Genomic DNA, 24713 nt, shown 5'->3' with positions numbered 1-24713 from the left:
AAAATGAATGATACTGAAAATCCAATCGTTGTTATTGATGATACACCAGCAAACTTGCATTTGCTGAGCAATTTTTTAAAAGAAAATGGCTATCAGGTTCGAGCGTTTCCTAGCGGAAAGTTAGCTCTAGCAGTTATTCAACAATCGTCTCCTAGTTTGATTTTGCTGGATATTCAAATGCCACAAATGGATGGGTACGAAGTTTGTCAACATCTCAAAGCCAACGAATTGACTTGCGATATTCCAGTGATTTTTATCAGTGCTTTGGATGAAATGATGGATAAGCTAAAAGCTTTTACTGTAGGTGGGGTGGACTACATTACGAAACCATTTCAAACGGACGAAGTTTTAGCTCGCATTTCTACTCATTTAGAACTCAGCCGCCTGCAAAAAATTCTGAAACAGGAAAATAATCAGCAAGCTCAGCAACTAGCAGAACAAAACAGCCAACTCCAGCAGATGAATCAGGCATTAGAAAAAGCTAATCAAGAACTGAAACAACGATACTATCAACTCCAGCAAGCCCAATTGCAAGTAATTCAAAGCGAAAAGATGTCAGCTTTGGGCAATTTAGTTGCTGGAGTAGCCCACGAAATTAACAATCCTATTGGTTTTATTTATGGCAACCTCGACCAAACTTGGCAAGCATTGCAAGATTTGATCCAACATCTGAAATTATATGGCGATCGCGCTCCAGAAACGGACATTAACAATCATGCCGCAGAAATCGAGCTAGAGTATCTTATGGAAGATATGCCGAAGATGATTAAGTCAATGAAAGTGGGGTGCGAACGGATTAAAGACATCAGCACGAGTTTGCGAACTTTTTCTAGAGCCGATCGCAATCATCCGGTGAAGGCAAATCTTCACGAAGGTATTGATAGTACGATTTTGATTCTCAAACATCGCCTCAAACCCTCGGAATTTAGACCCGCGATTGAAGTAGTTACTGATTACGGAGATATTCCAGAGATAGAGTGCTTTCTCGGACAATTAAATCAAGTATTTATGAATATTTTGGGTAACGCGATCGATGCCATAGAAGAATCAAATCAGGGACGCACTTTTGCAGAGATTAAAACTGAGCCCAACCGAATTACGATAAAAACCGAACTATCGAGCGATCGCCAATCTGTTTTGATTCGTTTTAGCGATAATGGAATCGGCATGACAGATGAGGTAAAACAAAAGATTTTCGAGCATCTATTTACCACCAAAGCGGTAGGGAAAGGAACAGGTTTAGGAATGGCGATCGCCCGTCAAATTGTTGAAGAAAAACATCGGGGACAAATTACAGTTAATTCTTTCCCAGGAGAAGGTACAGAGTTGGCGATCGTTCTCCCCATTAAATAAAAATATTGTGAATTATTCTAACTTGTTGGAACCAATATAAACCATCCAATCAAGGACAATTTCAAGGACTAAAAACAGAGAGCGGGATAGTTGTCTTGGGAAGTGAGTATGATAGAATTTAGGTAACATATTCTAATAGGTCGAGTGTAACTTTCATTACTTCTATCTTTTTTCAACACAAGTAAATCGTCAACTCTTTTCCCTGTCTGAGTTTCCAGCGGGGTTGTCACCCGACCAGCCATCCAATATACAGCCTATTCCAGGTTTATAAAGTGTAGGGACACGGCGAAAGCCTTTGTCCCTACGGGGATCGAACGATAGGCGGGTGTACTTCATAAGGGTGGAATCTGCTGTAATACCATTTCTCTAAAATCGTGCAACACTCTTCGACCCCCCCTAGCCCCCCCTTGCTAAGGGGGGGAACAAGAATACTGTTGCATTCTTTTTTAAAATTGGTATAAATATCAATGAATCAAATGTCAACCAATTAAATCTCAAGTAAGTTATCAAATAGGAGTCATAAAATGTCTAATTTGCCACACTTTCGCTTTCAGTTGCAGCGAGTTCAATATGGTCTAATTTTTCTGGCTGCCCTCTGGTTGATCTTAGGAGTTCCGGGGTGCATTTCTTCCCCACCCAATTCTCCAACAGCTTCATCTCCTCAATCGACACAAACTGTAAGTTCAACGATCCAACGCTTTGACGGTGTAACGATTAACGTCATTACCCATGATGAAGCGATTCATACAGGGACTGAGCGAAATATTGCTGGGTTTGAATCGCTGACTGGAGCGAAGGTCAATTTAACGGGTGTTCCCTTTAAACAATTTTACGACATACTGCAAAAGAACTGGTCTGGTAACAATTCAAAGTACGATATGGCAGTTATATTGCCTCAATGGTTGATCGACTTGATCGATGCAGGCTATCTGGAAGATTTAACTGCACGAGTGAAGGCTGATGCTGCGTTGCAGTGGGAAGATATCGCTCCGATCTTTCGGAATGTCAGCGCGACTTATAAAGGGCGCATCTACAGTATTCCGTTGGACGGCGATTTTCATATGGTTTATTACCGCACTGATTTGTTAAAGGAAGCTGGTTTGACGCCTCCAGAAACGTGGGATGAGTATTTGACGATCGCTAAACGATTTCACGGCAAAGACCTAAATGGCGACGGTAAACCAGACTATGGCTCTTGTCTTTCAAAGCGTGTCCATGAGAATAGCACAAGTATGTTAATCTCCATTGCCACTCCTTTTTTGCAATCTCAGGGAACAGCACAAGGAGCATTTTTTGACACAGACACCATGAAACCCTTAGCGAACAATCCAGCTTTTGCCAAAGCACTGGATATTTATAAACAAACGATGGATTATGGAGTTCCCCAGGATCAAAATCTGGGTGGTTCTAAAGCTAGAGAATTATTTATCACTGGCAGGTGCGCCCTGACCATTGATTGGGGCGATGTTGGGCCACTAGCTATTGATTTGTCTGTGTCTAAAGTGATGGATAAAGTGGGTGCTGTCATCACTCCAGGCACTACTCAAGTCCTCGATCGCAAGACCAACAAATTAGTCGCCTGCGATAAGTTTACCTGTCCTTACGCCATTGATGGTGTCAATCACGCCCCTTACGCTGCTAATGTCGGATGGACTGGTGTGATTCATGCCAAGGCAGCAGCAAAGGTGAAGGATGCTGCCTATGCGTTTCTCTCTTACATGAGTCAACCCGCTCAGTCTAATGTGGATGTAACGATCGGTAAAACGGGCTTCAATCCCTACCGAATTTCTCAATTTGAAAACTCAGCTCCCTGGATTAAAGCAGGACTATCGTCTGAAGCTGCTAACAACTATCTGGGAGCGATCGGCGTGAGCCTGAACAGCCCCAACATAGTTTTGAATTTGAGTATTCCCCACAATCAGCAATATCAATTTGAAGTTCTCGATGCTACTGTATCTGATTTCTTAGCAAACAAACTCACCACAAAGCAGGCAATGCAGCAGATTGAACAGAGATGGGAGCAGATTACCAACAAAGTGGGGCGCGAGTCTCAACAAGCTGCTTACCGGGCCAGCTTGGGTTTGTAAAGTTGACAGCAACACGCTACCCCACAAAAATCTCACATTAGACATCTCCTAAAAAGCCTCTCAAGAACAGGCAGGATGCCTGTTCCACAATAATTATGGGAGATGTCTATTAGTTTCGGATTAAAACGAGCGATAAAATACAGAAACAATAAACAAAGTGACACCATGAAAAATTGGAACCTCAGCACCAAAATTATTGCTTCCTATTCAGTGCTAATCGCGGTGATGGCGGGTACATTGGCTTCGGGAATGTACTGGCAGTTGTATTCTGTTCAACGGCAGGGAATTCGGAACCGTCTTTTGGCGATCGTCAGTCTTGCAGTGCCGCAAATCGACAGCGATTATCACGGTTTGATTGTCCAGCCTAGCGATCGTACCTCAGCGTTTTACAAAATCAATCAAGATCGACTTGTCACTATTCAATCCGCCAGTCCAGATATCAAACGTATTTATACAGTCCGCCAACAAACAGATAAAAAGTTTGTCTACGCTTTAAACTACGACCCTGCCGATCTAAGTAAAACCGTATTGATTGGCCAGGATTACAGCGAAGAATTAGATAATTTGGCAGCAGCCGTTGCCAAGAATGCCCCGTTTGTGCCGAATGAGGAGTTTCACAGAACTGATACAGGTGGGTTTTTTCTCCACGGCTATGCACCAATTACCAATCTCCAGGGTCGGGTGAATGGATACTTAGTCGTTGAACTGGACGCAAGTGCTGTAGTCCGCCGGGAATATTGGGTAGCCGTATCTGCTCTGGTAACTTTTTTGGCTGTGTTGTTAGTGACCGTATTTTTAGTGCGTTGGCTTTCCCAATCCTTGGTAGTGCAACCAATCTTACAACTCAATAACGCCGCCAAGCAATTGGCGACGGGGAACTGGAATGCGACTCTACCCAGCGATCGTAGCGATGAACTCGGAGAACTTTCCGAATCTTTTAATAGCATGGTCAGCCAGTTGCAAACTTCATTTTCAACCTTAGAACAAAAGGTAGAAGAACGGACGGTAGAACTGGCAGCAGCTAAAGAGAAAGCCGATGCTGCCAACCAAGCAAAGAGCAGTTTCCTCGCCAACATGAGCCACGAGTTGCGGACACCATTGAATGGCATCCTTGGCTATGCCCAAATTCTCCAAACTGGCGAACCCCTAACAGAACGAGGTAAAAAAGGCATAGGCGTTATCTATCAGTGCGGCAATCATTTACTCAACCTGATCAACGATATTCTTGACCTCAGCAAAATCGAAGCCCGCAAATTGGAAGTGCATCCCAGCGATGTGCATTTCCCTACCTTGCTCGAAAGTGTTGCCGAGATGATGAGCGTTCGGGCTAGCCAAAAAGAAATTTTCTTTACCTATAAACCCGATGCTGATTTGCCCGCGGGCATCAAAGTTGATGAAAAGCGCCTGCAACAGGTGTTGATTAATTTGTTGGGTAATGCAATTAAATTCACTGACAAAGGAGGTGTCAATTTTGTCGTTAAAAGTCACAAATTAGAGCCGATTGAAAGCTATCAAATTCGCTTTGAGATCCAAGATACAGGAGTCGGCATCTCATCAGATGGACTCGCAAAAATATTTCAACCTTTTGAACAGGTGGGTGATGTGAAGAAACAAGGAGAAGGGACTGGACTGGGATTGGCAATCAGTCAGCAACTTGTTTCTCTGCTGGGTAGCACTCTCCATGTTGAAAGCGAATTTGGAAAAGGCAGTACATTTTGGTTTGAGATGGAAATTCCAGAAGCTAAAGAATGGGCAACGAGTCTGCGAACTACCCTCAAAGGCACGATCGTCGGATTTGAGGGCCCCCAACGCCAAGTGCTGGTGGTGGACGATCGCTGGGAGAATCAGTCGGTGTTGATTAGTTTACTGGAACCTTTGGGTTTTGCTGTGATCGCTGTCAACAACGGTCGAGAAGGATTGGCTAAAATGCATGAGACTCGTCCTGACCTGATTATTACAGACTTGATGATGCCAATGATGGATGGCTATGAGATGCTGCGACAGGTGCGGCAGATGCCACAGTTGAAAGATATTCCGGCGATCGCTTCTTCAGCAAGTGTGTTTGCCAGCAATCAGAATGAGAGTATTGAAGCGGGAGCTAATGCTTTTTTGCCGAAGCCCGTACAAGCTCCAGATTTGCTAAAGATGTTGGAGAAGTACCTGGGTATAGAATGGATTTACGAGCAAAACTCTGCTGTAGAGCCGATCGCAGTCAACTCTGTGGAAACATCCCCATCAACTTCAGGTGCGATCGTGCCACCGGACAATGACATTTTAACTCAGTTGCACACCTTGGCTTTGCAGGGACGCTTAATGGCGATCGAGCAACAGCTCGAGATTTTAGAAAAAGGAGATGGACAATACCAACCCTTTGTGCAAGAACTGCGTCAGTATGTAGATGATTTTGAGATTGAAAAAATTAAAAGCTTTCTGGAAAATTATCTCGATATGGCGGCAAGTTAATCAGCTATTTTGACTGTTTAATTATTGTTTGAATGACCCTAATTTTTAATAGCAATGACCACACTTGCAGAAAATACAATGGCACTTGAAAATTCTATTTCAACGGTGTTTGACAATAGCATTATCATGATCGTGGATGATATGCCAAATAATTTAAAAGTCCTTTCATCTGTATTAGCCGATGCTGGTTTGGAAGTAGCGATCGCCACCAGCGGACAAGGCGCACTCCAACAACTCGAACATACTCCTGTTTCGTTAATTCTTCTAGATGTAATGATGCCCGGTATAGATGGCTTTGAAACCTGTCGGCGCATCAAAGCAAATCCAAAAACCCAAAATATTCCTGTTATCTTCATCACGGCTCTGTCTGAAGCGATCGACAAAGTTCAAGGTTTCGATCTGGGAGCCGTTGACTACATTACCAAACCTTTTCAACAAGGTGAAGTTTTAGCGCGGGTGCGGACTCACCTCAAGCTCAACCAATTGAGCCGGATTCTCGAATTTAAAAATACAGAATTGCAGCAACTTACTGAAAAACTAGAGCAACGAGTCATGGAAAGAACTCATGAATTATTTACACAAAAACGAAATCTCGAACAAGCACTCCTCGAACTCCAAAAAGCTCAAATCCAACTTGTCAAAAGTGAAAAAATGTCGGCATTAGGTAATCTTGTCGCTGGGATAGCCCATGAAATGAATAATCCTTTGGGCTTTATTTTTGCTAGTCTCAAACAAGTTAAACCTACTCTTAGCGAGCTGGTTGAACACTTGAGATTGTATCAAAAAAGTCTACCCAATCCGAGTGATGAAATTCAAGACCATGCGGTCGAAATTGACTTAGACTATAGTTTAGAAGACTTACCCAAGGTCATTAATGCAATGGGGATTGCCTGCGATCGCCTCAAAGGCATCAGCACCAGTCTCTGTACTTTCTCCCGTGCTGACAAAGATTATAAAGTACCTTTTAACATCCACGAAGGCATTGACAGCACACTTTTAATTCTCAAACATCGCCTCAAAGCCAACGAACAACGTCCCGCCATTGAAGTGATAACTGAGTATGGAAAATTCCCTCAAATCGAGTGTTTTCCAGGCCAATTAAATCAGGTATTTATGAATATACTGGCGAATGCGATCGATGCTTTAGATGAATCAAATCAAGGGATGAGTTATACATCTATCGCCAATAAAATTTTCATTAAAACCGAGTTAGCGCTCGATCGCAAACAAGTAATAATTCGGATTAAAGATAACGGTTTTGGTATGAGCGAGTACGTGCGGGAGAAGATTTTTGATGATTTATTTACTACGAAGGGAGTAGGAAAAGGGACGGGGTTAGGGTTGGCGATCGCGCATCAAATTGTTGTTGAGAAACATGGGGGTGCGATCGATGTGAATTCCGCAATAGGTCAAGGGACTGAATTTGCGATCTCTCTGCCAGTCTGTTCCTTGAACTAGGGACACTAACCTTACCAGAAACGCCGCTAAAATCTAATAAGTGGTTTTGGAGTTGGCTGATTTTAACGCTTTTGCTTTTACTAACTGTTCCGTTTCACAGTTAATAGAAGTGGCGATCGCACAAACATTGTCTTCATCCCTGCCGAAGTTCTAAAATAAGTATTGCAGCAAGCAAAGTTAACGAGTGAGGCGAAAGAAATGCCCTCCCCATTTCCGGGAATGAATCCCTATTTAGAACAACCAGAATTTTGGTCAGAAGTTCGCAGCCGCGCGATCGTAGTGGCCGCGATCGCGATCGAACCTGAATTAAATCCGAACTATCGAGTTGCGGTAGAAAAGCGGATCTATCTGGGCGCATCCTCTGAATTAGTAGGAATTCCCGACATTTCCCTCGTCTCCAAACAGTCAAACGCAACTCCACCGGTTTCTGCTACTGCTACCCTCACCCGCACCGAACCCATCCCCGTTCAACTCCCGCTGCCAGAAACCATAGAAGAAAGCTATTTAGAAATTAGAGAAATGCCTAGCGATCGAGTTATCACCGTTATTGAAGTTCTTTCCCCCAAGAATAAAACCGCAGGAGAAGGACGAAATGCTTATGAAACTAAACGGCGGCAAGTGTTGGGAAGTCGCACCAACTTAGTCGAAATTGACCTGCTCAGAAGCGGCAAACCCATGCCGATTTTAGGAGTCACGCAGCGCACCGATTATCGGATTTTAGTCAGTCGCGGTTCTCAACTTCCTCAAGCTGAATTGTATGCCTTTAGCGTGCGAGACCAGATTCCTTGCTTGCGAGTACCTTTGCAACCGTCCGATGCAGAACCGGAACTCGATTTACAGGCTGTATTAATGGGTGTTTACAATCAAGCTAGATTTGATTTAGCGATTGATTACTGTCAAGAACCCCGCCCGCCTTTGAAAGCAGCCGATCGGGAGTGGGCAGATAATTTGTTGCGGCAGCGGGGAGTGCGATCGTAATTAATGGGAAAGGGGAAGGAAAAAGCAGGAATAATATTATGTCCGAGCGATCTGTTACGATCTAATTCCATATCTTGTAGGGGCGGGTTCACCAGTATTCTCAAATTCAAAGCCAACAAATTCATAAACCCGCCCCGCCCATATCTACAGTAATCGACCGGACATGATATAATATTATGTCCGCAAAATTGGTTTGTAGTGAGGAATGCAAGTCCTGATAAAAACTGAGGAATGCAAGTCCTCACTACAAACACATTTTTCAGAAGGGAATTTCGATCGCAAATTCCGTACCTTCTCCTACGGTGGAACGGCAGCTAAGGGCTCCGGCGTGTTTTTCCGCGACAATTCGGTAACTGATGGCCAACCCCAAACCGGTGCCTTTTCCCATCGGTTTGGTCGTGAAAAACGGGTCAAACAATCGGGTTCGCACGTCTTCTGTCATGCCGATCGCATTATCGGCAATGCGGATGCAAATACTATTTTCGTTCAGGGCTTCTGTGCGAATTCTAATAGTGGGTTCCCAATCGTCGCCGACTGCCGCTCGCCTTTTTTGGTTGCAAGCATCTTCCAAGGCGTCAATACTGTTGCTAAGCAGATTCATAAATACCTGATTTAGCTGACCTGCATAACATTCTATTAAGGGGAGTTGACCGTAATCTTTGATTACTTTTATTTCGGGATAGTCGCCTCTGGATCGCAGTTTGTTGTGCAAAATTAGGAGCGTATTGTCTATGCCTTCGTGAAGGTTAGTAGGTTTTTTTACCGAGTCGTCTAAACGCGAGAAATTTCGCAAGCTCAGAACTATTTCGCGAATGCGATCTGCTCCCATTTTCATCGAAGATAATATTTTTAGCAAATCTTCTCTCAGAAATTCTAAATCGATATTATCAATACATTGTTGAATTTCTACCGCGGGCTGAGGATAGTGTTTTTGGTAAAGTTCCACAAGCTGCAACAAGTCTCTGATATATTGGCTGGCATAGGACATATTGCCGTAGATAAAACTGACAGGGTTATTGATTTCGTGAGCCACTCCAGCTACCATTTGACCGAGACTTGACATTTTTTCGGTATGAATTAGGTGAGCTTGAGTTTCTCTGAGCTCTTTGAGGGCGATTTCTAGCTGCTGGGCTCTGTTGTTGGCGATCGCCTCGGAGAGCCGCAAAGCATCCTCCGCTGCTTTGCGCTCTGTCATGTCAAAAATGGCGCCGTTGAGGGATAAAACTTGACCTGCTGCGTTGAAAATGGCTTGACCTTTCTCTGCAACCCACCGCACATTTCCGTCGCAGTGAATCAGGCGATATTCGAGCGTGTAAGGTTGTTTTGTCTTAATAGCCCGATCGATAATTTTCTCGCTCTGCTGGGCGTCATCGGGATGAACTATACTCGGAAAAGCCTGCACCGGTTTTTGCATAAAGTTAGCTGCGGGATAGCCGGAAATAGCTTCAATGCCGCTGCTGATAAAAGTTAAGCTCGATCGCCCAGCAGCACTGCAACGGTAAACTGCACCGGGAATGCTAGAAACTAATGACCTAAATTCTTCTTCCCTTTCCCGCAAAGCTGCCTCAATCCGCTTGCGTTCGCTAATGTCGCGAGCAAACGCGCACTGATATTCTTTGCCGTTAAATTCCAAATGGTCGATCGTAATTTCCACCGGAAAAATTCGACCGTACTTAGTTAGGTGGTGAACTTCAATATTAACCGAACCGCAGCGTTTTAAGACTTTCCAGTGCAAACTCCAAGCAGTTTGGGGAAAATCTGGATTGATGTCGTGCACGGTAAGAGCGAGCAATTCTTCCGCAGAATATCCCAAAGTAGAGCAAGCAGCGTCGTTAACGTAAAAAAATTTACCGTCCGATCCGATCCAGAATACCGCATCTGCCGATCGGTCGATCGCAAATTGAGTCAGTTGCAACTTTTCCTCAACCCGCTGGCGATCGGCAATTTCTTTTTCTAACTGTCCTTCCAGCGAATTGAGAGCTAAAGTGCGATCGACAATAGTGTCTGCATCGGAAAGCTCGATCGATTGTTTTGCCAATTCTCCTGTCTGGATATGATGCTTTTCCTGATATTCTTCTACCTGTTTTAACGGCAGTTGTGGAAGATTTTCTTTTTGATTTAAACCAGACTCGGCCAGTGCTTTCGGCATGAGTGCGAGGGCGACTGCGGCTAAAAGCAAAGAAATCAAAGCACTTGCAGCTTTGAGAGTTACCGACAGCCAATAAATGGAATGCCAAAGCGTCCAAACTTCCGTCAATTTAGCAGCGCCGCAGGCAAAAAAAACAACGGCAAACAGCCGGAAAATCTTGCTGTGAGAACCTTGGCGGGTAAAATAAACTAAAAATAGCGCCAGAGAGCAATACGCCAGTGCCGTCAGCGAGTCAAAAACAGCGTACAGTCGCAACTCCGGCAGCGCGTCGCAGCCGAGTGGGGAAGATACAGCAAGTGTTGAAAAAAAAATTGTTAATTGTTCTTGCATAAACTTCAAGAAAAAAGTTATCTGTACCAATGCAAACCCGATCAAATATAATTATTTGATTTCTGCCAGTGAAATGTTTACATAATTATATACTTTTTTCATTTTTTATGAAACAGCTATTTTTTCAGGGAATGTCAAAACAGTCTAGGTTGGGCCCTGGGAGCAAAGCTTTCGGCAAGTATAAGCGATTGGGATCGTCGCGGGGAGCAACACTTACGTTGCTCGCAGTGACGGAATACATAGATTCGCCTACTTAGGGCTTCAGAAACATTAGACCTCTTGCAAAAATAATTAGAACGGGCTCTGGGGCCCGTTCCACAAGAAAAAATAACTCTTGTGGAACGGGCATCTTGCCCGTTCCATCAATTGATGAAAGGATTTTTGCAAGAGGTCTATTTAAATTTTTAACGATATTACAGCAGATTCCACGCTTATGAAGTACACCCGCCTATCGTTCGATCCCCGGTTAGACACGGCAATGCCCTGTCCCTACACTTCATGAACCTGGAATATGCTGTAAGTTTTCTTTTAGATTACTTAAGCTGTGAGCCCGGGGTCTTAAACCCCAGGCTCACTGATGGACTAACGGGATTTTAAGGCAGAGAAAATCTCACTTTTTGCGCTGGAAATCCACAATTAAGCACCGCCCAGCACCCAATGCACCAAAGTCCGAACTCCAAAACCGGTAGCCCCAGGGCCGTTGTAGCCATTTTCTTTGTCAGTCCAAACCGTGCCGGCAATATCTAAATGCGCCCAAGCGGTATCCTTCACAAATTGCTTCAAAAATAGCGCCGCCGTAATCGAACCGCCGGGACGAGGCCCAGTGTTTTTCATGTCGGCGTGCAATGCTTTCAATCCATCAAAATATTTCTCTTCCATCGGCATTCGCCAAAATTTTTCGCCTGCCAATTCTGAGGCGGCGACTATTTCGGCGGCGACGCTATCTTGAGGACTCCACAAACCCGCGATATCTTCGCCCAAAGCAATTACGCAGGCGCCGGTTAGAGTTGCTAAATCGACAATTGCGTCAACTCCCAATTTATCAGCAAATACCAAAGCGTCAGCCAGGGTTAAACGGCCTTCTGCGTCGGTATTGTTGACTTCAATTGTTTTGCCGTTGGAAGCTGTAAGGATGTCTCCAGGGCGCATGGCGCGGCCGCTGATCATGTTTTCGGTGACGGCGCTGATAAAGTGAACTTCTACATCGGGTTTGATGTGTCCGATCGCCTTTGCCGCTCCCAAAGTAGCCGCAGCGCCGCCCATATCTACTTTCATCATTTCAATGCCGCTGCCGGCTCCTTTGATGTTCAAACCGCCGGAATCAAAGGTCAATCCTTTGCCCACAATTGCTATTTTGCGGCGCGGTGTGCCTGCGGGTTTGTAAGTGAGGTGGATGAATTTCGGCGGCAAGTCGGAGGCTTTGGCAACGCCGAGAAAGGCTCCCATGCCGAGTTTTTCGCAGTCTTCTCGCTCCAGTATTTCTAATTCTAAACCGCATTCGGCAGCCAGACTTTGAGCAGTTTCTGCCATCGTAATTGGGGTGACAAAATTTGCCGGCGCTGCGACTAATTCCCGTGCTAAAATGACTCCGGCAGTGATTTGGCGGGCGCGGGCGATCGCACTTTCGGTACCGGCAAAACCGAGCAAATGAATTTGTTCGACTTGGGGGCTTTTGTCTTCATGTTCCGATTTGAAACGGTTGTCTTGATTCAAGGAGAGTTCTACACCTTCGGCGATCGCACTGGCTGTAACATCCGGCGCGTTTTTCCATACAGGAAAGCTAATTCCGAGGGTTTTGCATTTCTCCTTTTTGGCTAACTTGGCGCAAACGCCCGCAGCTTGCCGCACGGTGTCTAATTTTAAGTCGTCTGTTTTGCCCAAACCGACGATCGCAATTTTGCGAATGGGATTATTGCCGCCGACGCGGGCGATCGCGCTCGTGCCCGCTTTGCCCTTAAAATCTACTTCCAGTAGGAGCTCTTTCAATGTGCCTGCAAGCTTTTCATCTAATTGTGCCAGCTCGCCGGTGAGTTCCAGGGCGTCCTCAAATAGACCAATTGCCAGGGCGTCTCCCGTCCAAGCAGAGCGGGGCGTATCGGTGACTAGAAATTCCATGTTTTGATTTACACTTTAGATTTTAGATTTTTGATTGTACTTTGTACTTGGTGCTTTGTCGTTTTTCCTTTGTGCGGGCAAATAGATCGATCGCACAAATTCTCCGCTCCGCATCGAAATAAATTCTGCTACTATATCAGCCAAGTCCGGCTGCGATCGGATCTCGCACCAATCTCAATAATCTGTTTGGGGGCCGGCTGAAAGGGCCCGCCCCACTCTTAACTTTTATTTCTCGTTGAACAGGTATCCGGCCTGTGATGGCGTGGAACACCCATCCTGCCTGTGATGGCTTTTGACAAACGATCGGTTCTTTATTCTTATTCTCTTAAATTTTCCCATGCTAAAACGACGCCGGGCCCGAGTTTTTGTTTTAATCAGCGTTTCAGTTTGCGTTATTTCGATCGCTTCTTGGCTGGCTGCGACGAAATGGATGGGTTTGGGATCGTTCCAGAAAGATGGGCAGCCCGTCGATGCAGCGAATTCCGAATCGGAAGTCAAGATGCTGGTGTCGCTGTCACCGATCGAGCGATCGGCGAAATTAGTTGAACTCGCAGCCAGTCAGCCTGCAAGTACAAACCCGCAGCAAATCTCCCCTCAAAGCCGCGCCCGCTACCTGCTTGCCAGCGATTTAATCCAGCAAGGAAATGCTGCCAAAGCATTAACATTATTGGACAAATTAGAGCAAGAATATCCGGTTTTAGCTGCTCACATTGCCCTCAAAAGAGCGGAAGCTTACCAATTGAGCGGCGACAACGGCAAAACCCAAAAAGCTTGGGAGGAACTGCTCAAAAACTATCCGAGCGACCCGGTAGCAGCGGAAGCTTTATATGTTTTAGGCAAGTCAAAACCGGAATATTGGCAACAGGCAATTACTGAATTTCCCGCTCATCCCCGCAGCGTAGAAATTGCCCTCGCTAAGTTAAAAGAAAATCCCAATCAGCCGCAGTTGATGCTGCTCGTAGCAAAACACGGTCATTATGTCAAAGATTACGGTACAATTTTGGAACAACTGGTGCAGCGAAACAGCGCCGCTTTAAAACCGGAAGATTGGGAACACATTGCCTTCGGCTATTGGGAAAAACAAGATTACGGCAAAGGAGCTATTGCTTACGGGAAAGCTCCCCCCAACGCCAAAAATCTTTACCGAAAAGCTCGCGGTTTGTGGCTCGACGGAAAAATCCCGGAATCGAGAATTGCCTATCAAGAATTAGTGCGCCAGTTTCCCGATGCCGAAGATACTGGTTTGGGTTTAATTCGGCTATCGCGGCTGAGCGAACCGAAAGAAGCGATCGTTTTGCTCGATCGAGTTATTAGCAAATTCCCCAATTATGCCCCCGAAGCTTTGTTAGATAAATCCCAACTTCTCGACAAAGCACGCAGCGGTCAATCTGCCTCAGATACCCGCAAGTTGCTCTTGACAAAATACAATAATTCTGATAAAGCAGGCGAACTGCGGTGGACGATCGCCCAGCAGTATGCCAAAGGCGGAGATTTAAAATCAGCTTGGCAGTGGGCGAGAGAATTAACCACCCACAATCCAGACAGCGAACAAGCTCCAGAAGCCGCATTTTGGGTCGGGAAATGGGCACAGCAACTCGGCCGCCAACAAGACGCCAAGACTGCATTTGAGTACACTATTTTACGCTATCCAGAATCATATTTTGCGTGGCGATCGGCTGTACTTCTCGGCTGGCCCGTAGGCGACTTTACCACAGTCCGAGATTTGTCTCCCAATGTAGTGCGTCCCCCTCAGCGCCCCGAACCAACTGCGGGTTCTCCTGCATTGAAAGAACTCTATCAATTAGGTCAAGATAGAGATGCTTGGACGCTGTGGCAAGTAGAATTTATCGACCGCGTAGAACCAAGTATTGCCGAACAGTTTACCGACGGTTTAATGCGAGTAGCAGTCGGAGACAATTTAGACGGTTTGTGGATGGTTGGTAGTTTGCGGCAGCGCGATAAACCCGATGATAGAACCCAATACCTCGAACTCAGACAGCAACCGATTTATTGGCAAGCACTTTATCCTTTTCCTTACTTAGAAACCATTGTCAAATGGTCAAAAGAACGCCAAATAAATCCAGTATTAGTAACCGCATTAATCCGGCAAGAATCGCGGTTTATGCCCGCAATCAAATCATCAGTTGGCGCCACCGGGTTAATGCAAGTAATGCCGGAAACAGCAGATTGGGTGGCTGGACAAATCAGCCTCAAAAAGTATTCATTGGAGAATGTGGACGACAACGTTAAACTCGGTACGTGGTATTTGGATCACACTCACGACGAGTACAAGAATAACTCGATGTTAGCTGTGGCGAGTTACAATGCCGGGCCGAATGCAGTAGCAGATTGGTTGAAGAGGTTTAGTTTTAGTGACCCGGATGCTTTTGCGGAAAAGATTCCGTTTCCTGAAACGAAAGGATACGTGAAATCGGTGTTTGAGAATTACTGGAATTATCTGCGGATTTACAATCCAGAAGTTAATCAGTTAATGAGCGAGCATTATGCGGCGGCTCAGAAAAAAGCAAAGCCTTAGTTAAGTTGTAGGGTGCGTCAGCAGTGCGTTATTCGATAGATAACTAATGGTTCAAAGCTGACGCACCCTACTAACTAATCGAGTTCATCGGGATCGATATTTAACTCGCGGAGTTTTGCTGCTAGTCTTTGAGCTCGCTGTTCAGATTCGGCCGCTCGCTGTTCAGATTCAGCCGCTCGCTGTTGGGCTTCAGCCACTCGCTGTTGGGCTTCAGCCGCTCGCTGTTGGGCTTCAGCCACTCGCTGTTCAGATTCAGCCGTTTGTTGTTCAGATTCAGCCGTTTGTTGTTCAGCTTCCTCTTGCGGAGTCAGAATTAACTCCCCTTCGAGTGTAAACCAGCGCAACCAAGTGCGATCGATCTTTTCATAAACTCCCTGCCACAAACCCAAACTCAATCCTAACGGAGGAATTGGCAAACATCCGCCGATAAGTTCGGCCTGTTCGTAAACACCAGCCACCAAGCGAAATCCTAAAATTTCATTGGTTGTGCCGCTAAAAACAACGTAGTAAGGAACGCGCAGAATCTGCTCGTAAACATACCATTTTGTCGGTGGTCTTCCTGTTTGGCTAACTGTACGACCTAAATCTTCATCTGCCGTACTTGAAGATAGCAATTCAACTATAACAAACGGGCTAGCTTGCTCTTGCCACATCACGTAACTGAGACGAAGATTTTCGCCTTCGTAGAGTCTCGACACGCCCAAAACCGCAAACCAATCAGGACGTTTGTACCAATTGGAATGTTGCCAATCGTAATAAAGATTGAGGTCAATGCCAACAAAAACCTCATCTAAATCAACATTAACAGGCTGAAAAGTTTGCCGCAATAAAGGTGGCTGGTAGCAATGATATTCGTCAGGCAAACCAGGTTCCTCCGGGTCTTCGCTTGGTAAATCATACATTGTCGGCAGAGTTTGCCGGGGCGAAAGTGGCGGGTCAGTCTGAGGGAGAAAACGAGTTTTTTCAATCATATTTGCACTCATAATTTGAGGACTCTACGGCATGGGGCGTTGCTTCTAGCCCGGAACAGGCCGGAAAGCCTGTTCCACAAAATGAGATTATCAAATAAATCAGCGGCATCCCAAGGAATCGCGAGTAGAAATCCCTGTTTGAGAATTAATCCCGCTTGCTTTTGTACACAATTCTTTAACTTGTGCTCCGTCCATAATTGCATCAGTAAAATCAGCGCCGGTGATATCTACTCCGTCAAAAGTAGAACGCAGCAAAATTGTTTCAGCTAAAATTGCATCGCTTAAATCGGCCTTAGTAAATTTAACTTGATCTATCATGGCATTAGTTAAATTCGCTCCGTGCAAATTCGCCTGAGTCATCACCGAAGCGCTCATAATTGCTCCCCGCAAATCGGCATTAGAAAAATTAGTCAAGTCCATATTAGCGTTAGAAAACTCAGCGGCCCGCAGCATTTGACCGGAAAAATCGCGTCTTGTCAGTTCGGCGTTGCTAAAGGACAGCGGAGGAGGGTAATATTTAGATTGAGCCTGGGCTGACCGCGGCAGGATGAAGATAGTTAGGGCTAAGAAAAATGCTGCTAGTTGCCGGAGTTTCATAAGTCTGATATTCTTGCAAGGTGGGTATTTCGTAGTGTATCCCGAACTTTGGTCGATCGACTAAACAGCTAAAATCTTAATTAATAGTGATGGAGATGGAAAAAAAGATATGCTAAGTTTTTTCTTAACTTGGATAGTAGCAGCGGTTTCGCTGGTCATTACCGCTAACATTGTACCAGGTATTGCGGTGGTTAGCTTTCCGGCGGCGATGCTGGCTGCTGTTGTTATCGGATTGGTGAACGCGGTTGTCAGACCGATTCTTACATTGCTGACGCTGCCTTTGACCGTTCTTACTTTAGGTTTGTTTTTATTCGTTGTGAATGCAATTTCGCTTTCCCTGGCTTCGTGGTTGGCGGGTGCGTTCAATATCGGCTTTGCGGTTAGCGGTTTTTGGCCGGCTTTGTTGGGTTCCATTGTGTTGTCATTCGTTTCTGGGTTAATCGGTCGATTTGTGAATGCCAATACTTTGTCTCAGTAATACATTATCCCAGATACTCGATCGGGCAAACTGCAACCGCTACTGTTGCCGCAGAACCCGCCCTAACCCCTCCTTGTGACAGGGGGGGATTTTTAGCGCGAAATATTTGTTTAGGGACTAAGAGGGGATTTGAACCGCAGATAAACGCAGATGGACGCAGATGATTGATGGATATCTGCGTATATTCGCGTTCATCTGCGGTTAAATTTTCTTCTCTAACTGCACAAAGTGCCGCAGCTTCTGCTACACTAGGCGTCCCGACTTGTTTGACTACAATATTGGAAGGATTGGGGACTTCTACGGAACTTAAAATGTCAGCCGCAAAGGTTTTTAACGGCCAGTTTCGCGCTTGACAAAGTTCCAGCAAGCCGACTTCACCTGCTTTAGTCTCTATTGTAGCAATACCTGCGATCGCACTTTCGGCTAAATGATAAGCACGGCATACTTGTTTAATCGCTGTTTCGATTAACTCTCGCCCTGTTCCGCGCTCACAACCTATCCCTATCCACAACACTCTCGGATGCCACTGAACCTTTGGCAAAACAGATTCCGGCGAAAATCTTCTCTGCGTGAAACTAATCCAAATTCGGGCTTTGATAGTTGATAAAATTTCCCCATCCCAATGCAAAGAATGTTTTTCTGGCAGACTGTTTTGCCACAAAGTAGAACCAACTTCTTGAATTACTTCGACACCTTCCCCTCTAGCCATAGCCGCCGCCACTCCTGTCCAGTCACCTTCCCCGCGCTGCCAGCCGCTGGGAATCTCTAGCATATCTAAAGTAAATTCATCGCTCATTATTCAGTTATCTATTCTGTAGTTTCACTGCAACCGCAATCTTAAAAAAAAATTAACACTCTGTTTGGTGAAACTTTTGGTATAATTGTAGCGCAAACTACAAACAATCAAACATTTAAGATGGTAGAACTAAATCAGTTACTGTTAGAGTTTGAAAGCAACCTCAAATGGGAAGGAGTGACAAAAGAATGGCAAGAGCGCCGGGAAAGTTGGGTGAGCGATGTGGCAGCATCAGTTAACCTGACATATCTAGCAGAATTGCTAGTTGAATTGGAATCTAACTTGCAGTGGGAATCGGTTGATATTCAGTGGCAAGAGCGTCGAGACCGTTGGGTAGAAGAATGTCTGGGAGCATCAATTGTTCAAGAAGTATCAAGTTTATTGCTGGAACTAGAAACCAATACCAATTCGGAAGCTATGGCTGATGAATGGCCACACAATCGCGATAATTGGGTACAGCAACTGCACAATTTTAACGAGTAGTTTCGAGGAGTCAGAGCCTGTAGATATGCGTTTCCAGGCTCTCAAGTTTCCTAATGACTAATCACTGATTCTTCATCTTTCAGCAAAACCCCATTCAGAAAAATATCTGCGAGTCCTTCAGCCATTTCCTGCATTTGCTGCCGAGAAGCATTCGGCTGCCTAATCCTATTTTGACTGAAGGGCGCGACTGCAAACATTCCCAAAAATACCTGAGCGAAAATCTTCGGATTCATCTTTGGATAAACTTGTTTTTCCATCGCCGTTTCCCAAAAAGCCTCAGCCACATCGCTCATTATAAAAAACCAAGAGTCTAAATCAATAAAATTTGTACAAAAATAGCACAAACTGCAAACAAGACAAAATTTAATATGGTAGAACTAAACCAATTACTGTTAGAGTTTCAAGCCCACCTAAACGGGGATGCAGTGACGGAAGAATGGAAAGAACGTCGCGACTGTTGGATGAGCGAGGTGTCAGCCACAATGGACGAAAAACACCTAGCCCAATTGCTAGTTGAATTAGAATCAAATTTTCAGCGAGAAGCGGTACAAAGTCTCTGGAAAATGATCCGTGAAAGTTGGGTAGAAGAATGTCATATAGCATCGACGCTGGAAGAAGTATCAAGTCTCTTGCTGGAACTTGAAAGCAATACAACTTGGGAAGTAGTGACGGATGACTGGCAGAATAATCGGGAGAAATGGGTACAGCAAATGTACGAATTTATAGAGTAATAATTCACTTAATCAAAATCCACTTTCATGGTGAATGATGTCCCTCCTGTGCGGTTGATTGTCTCGCTTCCATCAATTACTTTAAATCCCGATCGCTCGTACAAGCTCAGGGCCCGATTCGAGCTTCTGACACTCAGGGATACCGATCGATAAGAGACTTTTGCTGCTGACAACAAACGATCGAGCAACTGCGTTCCTACACCCTGATTTGTATATTCTGGAAGAACGGCGATCGCCAATTCCGGGGTAGTATCGTCAACCCAGCCAAACCCCTTGTCATCCTCTGTAAACAAACGCAGCCAGGCGGCTCCTACTGGCTGGCTGCCGTTCAATTCGATCGCTGCGAAGCCCAGATCGCTTTGACGTCCCCAATTCTGGACATATTTCGCAATTAAAGGATGATTGACAACAGCTTGCACCGTTGATTCGCCTTCTTCTGCCATGTGCGCCGCTTCATACAGCATTTGCCACAAAAAAGGCTCGTCTTCCTGCGTTAGTAGCCGAATAGAATAGTGCAAAACTTTGCCCATAACAACTTTTTCCTGTTTGCCTAATTATTCATCTTTCAGCAAAACCCCATTCAGAAAAATATCTGCGAGTCCTTCAGCCATTTCCTGCATTTCCTGCGGTGAAGCATTCGGCTCCATAATCGTATTTTGACTGAAACCTGCAACTGCAAACATTCCTAAAAATACCTGAGCGACAATCTTCGGATTCATCTTCCGATAAACTCCTTTTTCCATCGCAGTTTCAAAAAAAGCCTCAGCCACATCGCTCATTTTTCCGATGACTTCCAACTGAATTCTGTCGCGCAAATCCGGGTGAAATTGCGCCTCCAAAAAACACACCCGCATCATGTCGCTATTTTCGCGGATATTCAGCATCCGCCGCCGCATCACCTGAGCGACTGCTTTGTAACTGCCCATCTCGCTCAATTCTGTCAGCAAATCTGTCAGTATTTCAACCCATCCTTCCGTCGCCACCTGAATCAAAATCGCTTTTTTATTATCAAAATGCCGAAATAGCGTACCCTCCGCCACCCCCGCCGCCGCTGCTAAATCGCGAGTCGTGGTGCCGTCGTATCCGCTGCGGGCAAACAACCGCTGAGCTGCTTGTAAAATTCGCTTCTTGGTTTCTGTTTCAGAAGGAGGAGACTGATTAAAAATTCGCATGGCTTTGCAATCGGTAATTGGCGACTTGGAACAGCAGGTTCAGGACTGACAAACTAAATTATGTTAAGTTTTAAGTTGTGCGTGACTTTAATCTTAAACTGGAAGTGACGCAACAGATCGCTTATGCCCCAAAAGTCTTTATGCTTAAAAAGCATCTCTTGTTATTCGGCATAAACTTCTTGCCGTTTGACAATCCAAAATCTAAAATCTAAAATCTAAAATCCAATGACCCTTTTTGAGATTGGCTGTATCAGCCTAACATCTGCGGTGCAACAGATCGCTTATGCCTCCAAAAATCTTTATCCTTAGAAAAGAATGTCTGGTCGCCGATCGCAAACATTTTTTGTTTGACAATCCAAAATCCAAAATCCAAAATCTAAAATCTAAAATCGAATGACCCCGCAGTTTCAAAAACCACGCGCGGCGAAGCTATCCCGTAGGGAATCGCCCGATCGCCAAACTCGATTCATCGCCTCCCTGCTGGCCGCTGTACTCCTGTGGTGGGGAATTTCTCCCGAAATCGCCCTCGCCCGCGAGAACCCCGCTAACGGCTCCCAAGCAGTCTCTGTTCAACCGTCGCTCGATCGAGTAATCAAGCAAGTCACGGAATTTAAGCTCGACAACGGCATGACATTCATCGTGCTCGAAAGGCCCAGATCGCCCGTAGCATCGTTTCTAATTCACGCTGACGTAGGAGGCGCAAACGAACCCGACGGCCAAACCGGAGTCGCGCACTACCTCGAACATTTAGCCTTCAAAGGCACGCCAAAAATTGGCACTACCGACTACAAAGCCGAAAAGCCGCTGCTAGAAAAACAAGACGAACTCTTCGAGCAAATGCAAGCAGCAAAAGCCAGCGGCAAAACTGAAGAAGTCGCCAAATTCCAAGCAGAATTTGACAAAGTTGAAGCCGAAGCTTCGCAATTTGTCAAGCGCAACGAACTAGGCAAAATAGTTGAACAAGCAGGCGGAGTCGGACTAAACGCCGCTACTTCCACCGACGCCACAATGTATTTTTACAGCCTCCCAGCTAACAAGTTAGAACTGTGGATGTCGCTGGAATCCGAGCGATTTCTAGAACCGGTATTTCGGGAATTTTACAAAGAAAAACAGGTAATTTTAGAAGAACGCAGGCTGCGAACCGAGAATTCTCCGATCGGACAAATGGTTGAAGTTTTTGCCGACAAAGCCTTTTCTGTTCATCCCTACCGCCGCCCCGTAATTGGCTATACTGAAGACATTAAAAACCTCAGCCGCAGCGACGTGCAGAAGTTTTTCGATACTCACTACGTCCCCAGCAAGCTGACTGTGGCGGTAGTAGGAGACGTGAAAGCCTCGGAAGTGAAGCGGCTCGCTCAAATTTATTTCGGCCGCTACAAGGCGAAACCAGCGCCTTCTGAATTGGAAATTGTGGAGCCTCCGCAAACGCAAACTAAGGAAGTAACGCTGAAATTAAAAACTCAACCTTGGTATTTGGAAGGATACCACAGACCGGCGATGAACCATCCCGACAATGCGATTTATGAAATGATTGGTTCTTTGCTCAGCGATGGCCGCACCTCTCGGCTTTACAAATCTTTGGTAGAACAACAGCAATTGGCGCTGGCGGCTCAAGGTTTCAGCGGTTATCCGGGGGAAAAGTATCCGAATTTGATGTTATTTTACGCTCAAACTGCTCCGGGCCGCACGGTTGATGAAGTAGCTGCGGCTTTGAGCAAGGAAATCGATCGCCTGAAAACAGAGCCGGTTTCTGATTTGGAATTGGAGCGCGTGAAAACTCAGGCGAGAGCCGATTTGTTGCGATCGCTCAATTCTAATATGGGTATGGCATTTTCGCTGCTGGACTATCAAGTGAAAACCGGTTCGTGGCGAAATTTGTTCAAGGAATTGGATGCGATCGCCGCTGTTACTCCGGCTGACATTCAGCGTGTCGCTCAGACCACTTTCCGCCCGGAAAATCGCACGATTGGTAAGCTTTTGCCGCTGTAGGAAGAGGAAGCACGACACGGATTTTGACACGGATACACGGATGAATAATCGAGGGTAGGGTGAGTTAGAAGTCAGTAAGAAAGACTCGTTCTCAGGCTCTGCCTGGGAACGCAGATCCAGAGGCTCTGCCTCGATTTAGACTCGGCGGTTGAAACCGATCCTACACAAACAAAGTCTGCCTTCGCAGACTAAGAGATAGTCTTGTATCTAGGGCGGGCGCGGGGCAAGATCCCGACGCTATGTCACAATAGGAAACTTAGGAGAAAGAATGAAAAGGACTAAATTGAGACTGAAAAACGTAAAGTTATTTCTGCTATCGCTTTGCATTTTTACTGTTTCACTTACCACGTTTAATTTGTTACCTTCGTTAGCGGCTGGGCCCAAACACTACGACGAATTAACATTCCCGGCGGTGCCAGAAATTAAACTGCCTAAATATACTCGCTTCGAGCTGAAGAATGGCATTCGGGTGTATCTGATGGAAGACCGGGAACTCCCGTTAGTTGGGGGAACGGCGCTATTTCGCACGGGCGATCGCTTTGAACCTGCCGATAAAATTGGATTGGGAGGTTTGACGGGAGAAGTGATGCGAACTGGCGGTACTAGCCGGCATACGGCCGATGAACTAAATCAGTTGCTAGAACAGCGAGCAGCTTCGGTAGAAACGGGGATTGATGTTGCTTCGGGTACGGCTAATTTTAGTGCTTTAGCTGAAGATGTGGAACCCGTATTTGACTTATTTGCGGAAGTGATTCGGGAGCCAATATTTGCTCAGGAAAAGTTAGATTTAGCGAAGAATCAAACTCAAGGTGCGATCGCCCGCCGCAATGACGATCCTGACGGTATTACCGGCCGCGAGTTTGAAAAGTTAATTTACGGCGATCGCAGTCCTTACGCGCGCACGGTAGAATACAAAACCCTCGCCAATATTTCCCGCGACGATTTGGTGAGTTTCTACCAGAAATATTTCCACCCCAAAAATATGATTTTGGGTATTGCTGGCGACTTTGATACTGCTAAAATGCGATCGCTCATCGAGCAAAAATTCGGCAACTGGCAACCGACTCAAAGTGCAGAAGTACCGCCGTTACCAACCGTATCGCCAGCAAAGGACGGTGGCGTATTTTTGGTAAATCAGCCGCAATTAAGTCAAAGTTACGTGCAGATGGGACATTTGGGCGGAATGCTCAGCAGTCCAGATTACGGTGCTTTGGACGTAATGAACGGGGTTTTGAACGGTTTCGGCGGCCGTTTGTTCAATAACGTGCGATCGCGCCAAGGCTTAGCTTATTCAGTATACGCGGCTTGGAGTCCGAGATATGACTATCCGGGGGTGTTTGTCGCTGGAGGCCAAACGCGATCGGAGGCCACAGTACCGTTTATCAAGGCAATTCGCGCAGAGATCGATCGTATCCGCACCGAAGCAATTACCCCGGCAGAATTAGCTTTCGCTAAAGATTCCACCCTGAATTCTTTCATCTTCAAATTTGAAAATCCCAGTCAAACTTTGTCGCGATTAATGCGCTACGAATACTACGGTTATCCCGAAGATTTCATTTTTCGCTACCGCCGCAGCATCGAAGCAGCAACAATTGCCGACGTGCAGCGCGTAGCTAAGACTTACCTAAAACCGGAGAATCTGGTGACATTAGTAGTGGGGAATACTGAAGGGATTCAACCGCCGTTATCGAGTTTGGGAAGTTCGGTAAAAGTGCAATCAGTTGATATCACGATTCCCTCGGCGACTTAATTTATGTACTCGTTCCCAGGCAGAGCGAAAGTATTTTGTAGGGTGCGTCGCTGCCGAAACTTCGCTGGAATTTGTAAGTTTTTGAGCGACGCACCTAACTATTGTGTGGTGCGTCGCTGTGAGATTGTCGGTCTTATTTGTGAATTTTCGATGGCGACGCACCCTACGGCTAACTGACAGACATCGCGACATTTCATGCCAGTATTTTGTAGGGTGCGTCGCTGCCGAAACTTCGCTGGAATTTGTAAGTTTTTGAGCGACGCACCTAACTATTGTG

18 protein-coding genes and 1 pseudogene are annotated in these 24713 nt (G+C 45.7%); 11 read left to right on the top strand and 8 right to left on the bottom strand.

The annotated features are described in order from the left end of the window. Positions 1-3 precede the first annotated feature (3 nt). The 5 genes from QUB70_RS18655 to QUB70_RS18635 all read left to right on the top strand — a co-directional run bounded on the left by QUB70_RS18655 (position 4) and on the right by QUB70_RS18635 (position 8339). On the top strand, positions 4-1353 hold the full coding sequence (locus tag QUB70_RS18655) for a hybrid sensor histidine kinase/response regulator (RefSeq protein ID WP_332982618.1): 1350 nt from the start codon (positions 4-6) through the stop codon (positions 1351-1353). 524 nt (positions 1354-1877) lie between these two features. After that, on the top strand, positions 1878-3440 hold the full coding sequence (locus tag QUB70_RS18650; RefSeq protein WP_332982616.1) for an ABC transporter substrate-binding protein: 1563 nt from the start codon (positions 1878-1880) through the stop codon (positions 3438-3440). 165 nt (positions 3441-3605) lie between these two features. Beyond that, positions 3606-5903 (top strand): ATP-binding protein, encoded by a 2298-nt coding sequence (locus QUB70_RS18645; RefSeq protein ID WP_332982615.1) that lies wholly within the window; start codon positions 3606-3608, stop codon positions 5901-5903. A gap of 78 nt (positions 5904-5981) precedes the next feature. Then, positions 5982-7361, top strand: coding sequence for a hybrid sensor histidine kinase/response regulator (locus QUB70_RS18640; protein ID WP_332982614.1), 1380 nt, complete (start codon positions 5982-5984; stop codon positions 7359-7361). 198 nt (positions 7362-7559) lie between these two features. After that, a complete protein-coding gene (locus QUB70_RS18635) occupies positions 7560-8339 on the top strand; it encodes a DUF4058 family protein (protein WP_332982612.1) in 780 nt (259 codons plus the stop codon). 259 nt (positions 8340-8598) lie between these two features. On the opposite strand, the gene QUB70_RS18630 is transcribed toward QUB70_RS18635, so the two are convergent. Together QUB70_RS18630 and QUB70_RS18625 are read right to left on the bottom strand one after the other, a co-directional pair. After that, complete coding sequence (locus tag QUB70_RS18630) at positions 8599-10818, bottom strand: PAS domain S-box protein (protein ID WP_332982610.1); 2220 nt, start codon at positions 10816-10818, stop codon at positions 8599-8601. A 636-nt stretch (positions 10819-11454) separates the two neighbouring features. Beyond that, positions 11455-12933, bottom strand: coding sequence for a leucyl aminopeptidase (locus tag QUB70_RS18625; protein ID WP_332982608.1), 1479 nt, complete (start codon positions 12931-12933; stop codon positions 11455-11457). 337 nt (positions 12934-13270) lie between these two features. Here QUB70_RS18625 and QUB70_RS18620 point away from each other — a divergent pair, with 337 nt between their 5' ends. Next, a complete protein-coding gene (locus tag QUB70_RS18620) occupies positions 13271-15469 on the top strand; it encodes a transglycosylase SLT domain-containing protein (RefSeq protein ID WP_332982607.1) in 2199 nt (732 codons plus the stop codon). Positions 15470-15543: 74 nt separating this feature from the next. Here the strand turns inward: QUB70_RS18620 and QUB70_RS18615 are convergent, their stop codons facing one another. Both QUB70_RS18615 and QUB70_RS18610 read right to left on the bottom strand, forming a co-directional pair. Continuing rightward, on the bottom strand, positions 15544-16452 hold the full coding sequence (locus QUB70_RS18615) for a Uma2 family endonuclease (RefSeq protein ID WP_332982605.1): 909 nt from the start codon (positions 16450-16452) through the stop codon (positions 15544-15546). Between the two features lie 87 nt (positions 16453-16539). Further along, on the bottom strand, positions 16540-17037 hold the full coding sequence (locus QUB70_RS18610) for a pentapeptide repeat-containing protein (protein ID WP_332982604.1): 498 nt from the start codon (positions 17035-17037) through the stop codon (positions 16540-16542). 109 nt (positions 17038-17146) lie between these two features. On the opposite strand from QUB70_RS18610, the gene QUB70_RS18605 reads away from it, so the two are divergent. Then, a complete protein-coding gene (locus QUB70_RS18605) occupies positions 17147-17515 on the top strand; it encodes a phage holin family protein (RefSeq protein WP_332982602.1) in 369 nt (122 codons plus the stop codon). A gap of 4 nt (positions 17516-17519) precedes the next feature. Here the strand turns inward: QUB70_RS18605 and QUB70_RS18600 are convergent, their stop codons facing one another. Then, positions 17520-18311 carry a cobalamin biosynthesis protein gene (locus QUB70_RS18600; protein ID WP_332982601.1) on the bottom strand — a complete coding sequence of 264 codons (792 nt, stop codon included), beginning with the start codon at positions 18309-18311 and terminating at the stop codon, positions 17520-17522. 120 nt (positions 18312-18431) lie between these two features. Here QUB70_RS18600 and QUB70_RS18595 point away from each other — a divergent pair, with 120 nt between their 5' ends. Then, on the top strand, positions 18432-18794 hold the full coding sequence (locus tag QUB70_RS18595; protein WP_332982598.1) for a hypothetical protein: 363 nt from the start codon (positions 18432-18434) through the stop codon (positions 18792-18794). Between the two features lie 50 nt (positions 18795-18844). On the opposite strand, the pseudogene QUB70_RS18590 reads toward QUB70_RS18595, so the two are convergent. Continuing rightward, positions 18845-19087: pseudogene (locus QUB70_RS18590) on the bottom strand (TetR/AcrR family transcriptional regulator); the annotation flags it as partial. Positions 19088-19162: 75 nt separating this feature from the next. Here QUB70_RS18590 and QUB70_RS18585 point away from each other — a divergent pair. Continuing rightward, positions 19163-19525, top strand: a complete 363-nt coding sequence (locus QUB70_RS18585; protein ID WP_332982596.1) for a hypothetical protein — start codon at positions 19163-19165, stop codon at positions 19523-19525. 8 nt (positions 19526-19533) lie between these two features. Here the strand turns inward: QUB70_RS18585 and QUB70_RS18580 are convergent, their stop codons facing one another. Both QUB70_RS18580 and QUB70_RS18575 read right to left on the bottom strand, forming a co-directional pair. Next, positions 19534-20055: a GNAT family N-acetyltransferase gene (locus QUB70_RS18580; RefSeq protein ID WP_332982595.1), complete on the bottom strand. Its 522-nt coding sequence runs from the start codon at positions 20053-20055 to the stop codon at positions 19534-19536. A gap of 24 nt (positions 20056-20079) precedes the next feature. Continuing rightward, on the bottom strand, positions 20080-20697 hold the full coding sequence (locus QUB70_RS18575; protein WP_332982592.1) for a TetR/AcrR family transcriptional regulator: 618 nt from the start codon (positions 20695-20697) through the stop codon (positions 20080-20082). Positions 20698-21090: 393 nt separating this feature from the next. Between QUB70_RS18575 and QUB70_RS18570 the strand changes: the two genes are divergently transcribed. Together QUB70_RS18570 and QUB70_RS18565 are read left to right on the top strand one after the other, a co-directional pair. After that, positions 21091-22686 carry a M16 family metallopeptidase gene (locus QUB70_RS18570; RefSeq protein WP_332982590.1) on the top strand — a complete coding sequence of 532 codons (1596 nt, stop codon included), beginning with the start codon at positions 21091-21093 and terminating at the stop codon, positions 22684-22686. A gap of 268 nt (positions 22687-22954) precedes the next feature. After that, positions 22955-24436 carry a M16 family metallopeptidase gene (locus tag QUB70_RS18565; RefSeq protein ID WP_332982589.1) on the top strand — a complete coding sequence of 494 codons (1482 nt, stop codon included), beginning with the start codon at positions 22955-22957 and terminating at the stop codon, positions 24434-24436. Positions 24437-24713: the final 277 nt, after the last annotated feature.

Origin of the sequence: Microcoleus sp. A003_D6 (assembly GCF_036702825.1) — a bacterium.
Lineage (GTDB): Bacteria > Cyanobacteriota > Cyanobacteriia > Cyanobacteriales > Microcoleaceae > Microcoleus.
Note: the sequence above shows the minus strand (reverse complement) of the source record. Positions and strands in the feature narration are given on the sequence as shown.

Bases quoted from the DNA above. Each gene is read 5' to 3' on its own strand.
- QUB70_RS18605 (WP_332982602.1), top strand. From the start codon at position 17,147: ATGCTAAGTTTTTTCTTAACTTGGATAGTAGCAGCGGTTTCGCTGGTC.
- QUB70_RS18635 (WP_332982612.1), top strand. From the start codon at position 7,560: ATGCCCTCCCCATTTCCGGGAATGAATCCCTATTTAGAACAACCAGAA.
- QUB70_RS18565 (WP_332982589.1), top strand. From the start codon at position 22,955: ATGAAAAGGACTAAATTGAGACTGAAAAACGTAAAGTTATTTCTGCTA.
- QUB70_RS18645 (WP_332982615.1), top strand. From the start codon at position 3,606: ATGAAAAATTGGAACCTCAGCACCAAAATTATTGCTTCCTATTCAGTG.
- QUB70_RS18580 (WP_332982595.1), bottom strand. From the start codon at position 20,055: ATGGGCAAAGTTTTGCACTATTCTATTCGGCTACTAACGCAGGAAGAC.
- QUB70_RS18640 (WP_332982614.1), top strand. From the start codon at position 5,982: ATGGCACTTGAAAATTCTATTTCAACGGTGTTTGACAATAGCATTATC.
- QUB70_RS18575 (WP_332982592.1), bottom strand. From the start codon at position 20,697: ATGCGAATTTTTAATCAGTCTCCTCCTTCTGAAACAGAAACCAAGAAG.
- QUB70_RS18625 (WP_332982608.1), bottom strand. From the start codon at position 12,933: ATGGAATTTCTAGTCACCGATACGCCCCGCTCTGCTTGGACGGGAGAC.
- QUB70_RS18585 (WP_332982596.1), top strand. From the start codon at position 19,163: ATGGTAGAACTAAACCAATTACTGTTAGAGTTTCAAGCCCACCTAAAC.
- QUB70_RS18570 (WP_332982590.1), top strand. From the start codon at position 21,091: ATGACCCCGCAGTTTCAAAAACCACGCGCGGCGAAGCTATCCCGTAGG.
- QUB70_RS18630 (WP_332982610.1), bottom strand. From the start codon at position 10,818: ATGCAAGAACAATTAACAATTTTTTTTTCAACACTTGCTGTATCTTCC.
- QUB70_RS18610 (WP_332982604.1), bottom strand. From the start codon at position 17,037: ATGAAACTCCGGCAACTAGCAGCATTTTTCTTAGCCCTAACTATCTTC.
- QUB70_RS18595 (WP_332982598.1), top strand. From the start codon at position 18,432: ATGGTAGAACTAAATCAGTTACTGTTAGAGTTTGAAAGCAACCTCAAA.
- QUB70_RS18620 (WP_332982607.1), top strand. From the start codon at position 13,271: ATGCTAAAACGACGCCGGGCCCGAGTTTTTGTTTTAATCAGCGTTTCA.
- QUB70_RS18600 (WP_332982601.1), bottom strand. From the start codon at position 18,311: ATGAGCGATGAATTTACTTTAGATATGCTAGAGATTCCCAGCGGCTGG.
- QUB70_RS18615 (WP_332982605.1), bottom strand. From the start codon at position 16,452: ATGAGTGCAAATATGATTGAAAAAACTCGTTTTCTCCCTCAGACTGAC.
- QUB70_RS18650 (WP_332982616.1), top strand. From the start codon at position 1,878: ATGTCTAATTTGCCACACTTTCGCTTTCAGTTGCAGCGAGTTCAATAT.
- QUB70_RS18655 (WP_332982618.1), top strand. From the start codon at position 4: ATGAATGATACTGAAAATCCAATCGTTGTTATTGATGATACACCAGCA.